Here is a 4,475-nt window from a genome sequence, read left to right as displayed (position 1 = left end):
ATTGCGAGGAGCGCAGCGACGCGGCAATCTTTGGCGGCGGTGGCAGATTAACCCCGAGATTGCTTCACTACGTTCGCAATGACAGGTAGAGGATTTCAATGATATCACCTACGTCATTGCGAGGAGCGCAGCGACGCGGCAATCTCGATCTGCGGTGGCAGGTAACCATGAGATTGCTTCACTGCGCTCGCAATGACAAAACATCAAAAATCGCTATGCTGATGAGCGGTCTGCGGGGCGGGTGAGGAGGCGGGTAAGCTTGCCTGTGTATGCTCCGTGCTCTGGTGAATGCGGAAGTGGGCAACCAGTTGGCGCAGCTGGGCGCTGAGCTGGGCCAGGGCTTGAGTCGCGTGAGTGCTTTCTTGCACCAAGCTGGCATTTTGCTGGGTCATTTGATCCATTTGCGTTACCGCTTGGTTGACCTGCTCAATGCCGCTGCTCTGTTCAATGGTAGCCGCAGAAATTTCCTGAACCAGCGTACTGAGCTGTTTGATATCATCGACCATGCTGTTAATCACATCACCGGTGTCGCGTACTTGGCGGCTGCCTTCAACTACTTTGCTGTCCGACGCTTCGATCAGCGTTTTAATCTCCTGTGCCGCAGCAGCTGAGCGGCTGGCAAGTTGACGAACCTCATTGGCGACAACCGCAAAGCCGCGCCCTTGATCACCTGCTCGGGCGGCTTCAACTGACGCGTTCAGTGCCAAAATATTGGTTTGGAAAGCGATACCGTCAATGGTGTTAACGATGCTGCTCATCTGTGTGGCGCTTTCGTTAATCGTCGCCATAGTGGTCGTTACGGACGACATCGAGTCACTGCCGCGCTGAGCGCTATCGGCCGCTCTGGTGGCAAGCTTACGCGCATGGTCAGCGTGTTCAGCATTTTGCTTAACAGTCGCGGTGAGCTGTTCCATACTGGAAGCGGTTTCAGCTAGTGATGCTGCCTGCTCTTCGGTGCGGGTCGAAAGCTCTTCGTTTACGCCCACGATCTGCTCTACGCCACTGTTGACCTGGCTTGCGCCGTGGTGGATGTCACCAATCGTCTCGGCAAGAGCTTCACGCATCCGGTTGATATTAAAAAGTAAGCTCTGTTGATCCTTCGGCGAAAGCCGTGTGACCTGGGTCAGGTCGCCGTCGGCAATATGACGTACTACGTTGGCTGCATAGCGTGGGTCTCCACCTAAACGACGAGAAACATCACGAATAACCCATCCCATCAGCAGCGTTACCGGCAGGCCAATGATCAGTAGTATCACGATCGAGCGAATCAAACCGGCAATAAAGGCGGCATTAATATCATCGACATAAACGCCGGTCGCCAGTGACCAGTCCCATTCGGGAAGGTGTGCTACATAACTGGTTTTCGGCAGCTGCTCGTCGCCACCCGCGCGGGTAGAATAGTAATTGACGTGACCACCACCTGCTTGCGCGACACGCAGCAACTCGGGGTACAGCGCCATCCCGCTGGCGTCTTCATAATTGGTCATGTCAGTGCCGGGTGTACGGCTAGGATGCGAGATAATCAGTAAGTCATCGTTGAATGAAAAGATATACTCGCCCGCCCCAAAGCTAACGCTAGACATATTATCGATCGCACGCTGCTGCGCTTCTTCCAGGCTAAGTTCACCGGAGGCTACCCGTTCTTGCAGGGCTTCAATTTGGTTTTGCACGCTTTCCACTACGTATTGAATGCTATCGCGGCGTTCGCTCTCAATCGTCTGGCGGTTCTCCCAGGCAAGCCAGCCAACCAATAGCAGCATTGCAACCCAGATAATACCCAGCGTTCCCCAGAGTTTTTGTGTCGTTGTTAAGTGAGTCATGTTCTTCCTAATTTTTGTAATTGAGTAACTCCTTCATTATCGGCCTAAATGGAGCAGACCTTAGCAAAAATAGTCTTGAACACTCTTTTGGGATATATAGCACCCTTATATTCTAAAATAATCTAAATATAGAACTTAAAATGCACTATGCTGTCTTTATAGCATGAGATTGAGATCACCACCCCTATGGGAGGCAACGATGCAACGCCCAATCGTTACGCACTTTTTTGATGAGCCTACGAACACCTTTAGCTATGTCGTCCAAGACCCTGATAGACGTGCCTGCGCAATTATAGATTCGGTACTCGATTTTGATTATGCCGCTGGGCGAACCGACGTGCGATCTGCTAACACCATCATCGCTTTTATTCGCGAACACGATCTCGATGTAGTCTGGATTTTGGAGACCCATGTACATGCAGACCATCTCTCGGCGGCGCCCTACCTGCGTGAGCAGTTAGGCGGTAAAACCGGCATTGGTGCCAACATAGTGAAGGTGCAGGAGATATTCGGTAAGGCGTTCAATGCGGGCAGTGAGTTTGCTCGGGATGGCAGCCAGTTTGATGCGCTGTTTGAAGAAGGGGATACGTTCACGGTTGGCCAATTACAAGGTCGTGTGCTGCATACTCCAGGGCATACGCCTGCTTGTTTAACCTACGTAGTGGGCGATGCCGCCTTTGTAGGCGATACGCTTTTTATGCCGGATTATGGCACCGCGCGGTGTGACTTTCCCGGCGGCGATGCGCGCACCCTTTATCACTCTATTCAAAAAGTGTTGGCGCTTCCCGAGCAGACGCGGCTGTTCTTATGCCACGACTATAAAGCCCCCGGCCGTGATAACTTTGAGCATGAAAGCAGCGTTGCGGAACAGCGCAGTGAGAATGTCCATGTTCATGAAGGTATCAGCGAAGACGAGTTCGTGAAGATGCGCACTGAGCGCGACGCCACCTTAGGCATGCCGAAGCTCATTATTCCCTCTGTGCAAGTCAATATGCGTGCAGGGGAGCTGCCTCCGGCGGAAGAGAACGGCACCGTCTATCTCAAAGTGCCGATTAATTTTTTCTAACGGTTTGAGTGCGATCTAAGGAGTCACCAGTGGATTGGACAGCAGGCTTACAAGGGCTGGTTGGGGGTGTATTAATTGGGCTTTCCGCTACCTGGCTGATGGCAACGCTGGGGCGTATCGCCGGTATCAGTGGCATCGTGGGTAACTTGATAACCCAGCGCCCCAAGGGCGATAGCGCTTGGCGAGTGGCTTTTCTGTTAGGGCTGATTAGCGGCCCGCTTCTGCTTATGGCGCTAGGTGGTAGTTTAGGCAACGTTGCCGAAAGCCCTGGTGAGGTGATTGGCGCGCCGGTGGGAGGCGTAGGGTTAATGCTGGTGGCTGGGCTGTTAGTGGGCGTAGGCACAGGGCTGGGCAGTGGCTGTACCAGCGGCCATGGCGTGTGCGGGCTGGCGCGTTTGGCACCACGCTCCATGGCGGCCACTGGTATGTTTTTGCTAACGGCGCTAGTGACCGTTTATATCTCGCGCCACATGCTAGGCCTAGGTGGTGGAGTATGAGTCAGTCAAACAAGAGTCATTGGATGAAAACAGCGGCAGGCTATGCGGCGGGGCTACTTTTCGGTATCGGCTTAGCTGTTTCAGGCATGACCGACCCCGCGCGAGTTGTGGGGTTTCTAGACGTAGCGGGCGCCTGGGATCCAACGCTGATGTTCGTATTGGGCGGGGCTGTCGTCACCACCTTTATCGGCTATCGGCTGGTATTCAAGCGTACTGCACCACTATTGGGTGGCGTCTTTCAGTTACCGGCCAAACGGGAGTTAGACGCAAAGTTGTTAGGGGGCGCGGCTCTGTTTGGCATTGGCTGGGGACTTTCCGGCTACTGCCCAGGGCCAGCGATAGCCTCCATCGGCGGTCTTTCCTTACCGCTATTGGCCATGCTGGTGACCATGGTGTTGGGTTGGTTTTTTGCGAGGCGTTTTGCTGGCGATAGCGCTTGGCGAGTGGCTTTTCTGTTAGGGCTGATTAGCGGCCCGCTTCTGCTTATGGCGCTAGGTGGTAGTTTAGGCAACGTTGCCGAAAGCCCTGGTGAGGTGATTGGCGCGCCGGTGGGAGGCGTAGGGTTAATGCTGGTGGCTGGGCTGTTAGTGGGCGTAGGCACAGGGCTGGGCAGTGGCTGTACCAGCGGCCATGGCGTGTGCGGGCTGGCGCGTTTGGCACCACGCTCCATGGCGGCCACTGGTATGTTTTTGCTAACGGCGCTAGTGACCGTTTATATCTCGCGCCACATGCTAGGCCTAGGTGGTGGAGTATGAGTCAGTCAAACAAGAGTCATTGGATGAAAACAGCGGCAGGCTATGCGGCGGGGCTACTTTTCGGTATCGGCTTAGCTGTTTCAGGCATGACCGACCCCGCGCGAGTTGTGGGGTTTCTAGACGTAGCGGGCGCCTGGGATCCAACGCTGATGTTCGTATTGGGCGGGGCTGTCGTCACCACCTTTATCGGCTATCGGCTGGTATTCAAGCGTACTGCACCACTATTGGGTGGCGTCTTTCAGTTACCGGCCAAACGGGAGTTAGACGCAAAGTTGTTAGGGGGCGCGGCTCTGTTTGGCATTGGCTGGGGACTTTCCGGCTACTGCCCAGGGCCAGC

At 54.5% G+C, this 4,475-nt stretch carries 5 protein-coding genes; 4 read left to right on the top strand and 1 reads right to left on the bottom strand.

Translation table 11 applies throughout. The features are described 5' to 3' along the window. Positions 1–203 precede the first annotated feature (203 nt). Positions 204–1,820, bottom strand: coding sequence for a methyl-accepting chemotaxis protein Htc2 (htc2, locus tag HALA3H3_RS00025; protein ID WP_022519604.1), 1,617 nt, complete (start codon positions 1,818–1,820; stop codon positions 204–206). 199 nt (positions 1,821–2,019) lie between these two features. Between htc2 and HALA3H3_RS00020 the strand changes: the two genes are divergently transcribed. The 4 genes from HALA3H3_RS00020 to HALA3H3_RS00005 form a co-directional block, all read left to right on the top strand. After that, entirely contained in the window at positions 2,020–2,886 is an 867-nt protein-coding gene (locus HALA3H3_RS00020) for an MBL fold metallo-hydrolase (RefSeq protein ID WP_022519603.1), read from the top strand. A gap of 29 nt (positions 2,887–2,915) precedes the next feature. Then, entirely contained in the window at positions 2,916–3,383 is a 468-nt protein-coding gene (locus HALA3H3_RS00015) for a YeeE/YedE family protein (RefSeq protein ID WP_022519602.1), read from the top strand. Beyond that, positions 3,380–4,138, top strand: a complete 759-nt coding sequence (locus HALA3H3_RS27725) for a DUF6691 family protein (RefSeq protein WP_022519601.1) — start codon at positions 3,380–3,382, stop codon at positions 4,136–4,138. Before HALA3H3_RS00015 ends, HALA3H3_RS27725 begins: the two co-directional genes overlap by 4 nt. A 23-nt stretch (positions 4,139–4,161) precedes the next feature. Then, on the top strand, positions 4,162–4,475 hold a 314-nt coding region (locus HALA3H3_RS00005), incomplete at its 3' end, for a DUF6691 family protein (RefSeq protein ID WP_053856837.1).

The organism is Halomonas sp. A3H3 (assembly GCF_000982975.1).
GTDB lineage: Bacteria > Pseudomonadota > Gammaproteobacteria > Pseudomonadales > Halomonadaceae > Vreelandella > Vreelandella titanicae.
Note: the sequence above shows the minus strand (reverse complement) of the source record. Positions and strands in the feature narration are given on the sequence as shown.

Coding starts and splice junctions, on each gene's coding strand:
- HALA3H3_RS00020 (WP_022519603.1), top strand. CDS start 2,020: ATGCAACGCCCAATCGTTACGCACTTTTTTGATGAGCCTACGAACACC.
- htc2 (WP_022519604.1), bottom strand. CDS start 1,820: ATGACTCACTTAACAACGACACAAAAACTCTGGGGAACGCTGGGTATT.
- HALA3H3_RS27725 (WP_022519601.1), top strand. CDS start 3,380: ATGAGTCAGTCAAACAAGAGTCATTGGATGAAAACAGCGGCAGGCTAT.